The organism is Parendozoicomonas sp. 209JJ7-1, assembly GCF_058147085.1.
Genome location: NZ_JBYVJU010000100.1, coordinates 1 through 745, shown reverse-complemented (window position 1 = coordinate 745; position 745 = coordinate 1). Strand labels below are relative to the sequence as shown.

1 protein-coding gene is annotated in these 745 nt (G+C 41.6%); it reads left to right on the top strand.

The genetic code is table 11. The annotated features are described in order from the left end of the window. Positions 1 to 59: 59 nt before the first annotated feature. Positions 60 to 695, top strand: a complete 636-nt coding sequence (locus ACY2RQ_RS19545) for an HAD-IA family hydrolase (RefSeq protein WP_490114689.1) — start codon at positions 60 to 62, stop codon at positions 693 to 695. The last annotated feature ends 50 nt before the right edge of the window (positions 696 to 745 follow it).

Genomic DNA, 745 nt, shown 5'->3' with positions numbered 1-745 from the left:
AAATCCAGGTGACGCCTACGGCGCACCTGATTTAGGCGTTATGTGGCTAAATCGAAATCATGCCAAAACTAATAATATTTGATTGTGATGGAACACTCGTTGATAGTGAATTGCTGTGCAATATCGCTTTATCTAATGAGCTGAAAAAGTATAAACTTCAAGTCAGCGCATACGAACTTCTAGAAAAATATAGAGGTATGAAGCTTGCCAAAATATTCTCATCCCTTGAAGAAAAGTACAGAATAGAGCTTGAAAACGATTTTACAGAAACATACAGGAAGGAAGTCTCGAACCTCTTTTCTACGGAGTTAAAACCATGTTTCGGAGTTCCTGAGGCTCTGGAGGCTCTGGAGGCTCTGCAACAGCCAAAATGTGTTGCTTCTTCAGGCCCAACAGAGAAAATTTTCCAAGCTTTAACTGTCACAGGCTTAAGTTCATATTTTGATGGTAATATTTTTAGCTCCTACGAAATTCAGTCATGGAAACCCGAGCCGGGAATTTTCTTACATGCAGCAAGTAGCATGGGGTTTGAACCGAGTGAATGTCTGGTTGTTGAGGACTCTGAAGTAGGAGTTCAGGCAGCCAAAGCCGCTGGTATGGAAGCAGCCTTTTACAACCCAAAAAATGAAAACAAGCCATCACTAGCAGATTACTCAATCAATAATATGGTTGAGCTTATAGCAATCGCCACATAACAAAAAAATCCAGGTGACGCCTACGGCGCACCTGATTTTGGCGTTAGGTG

Bases quoted from the DNA above. Each gene is read 5' to 3' on its own strand.
- ACY2RQ_RS19545 (WP_490114689.1), top strand. From the start codon at position 60: ATGCCAAAACTAATAATATTTGATTGTGATGGAACACTCGTTGATAGT.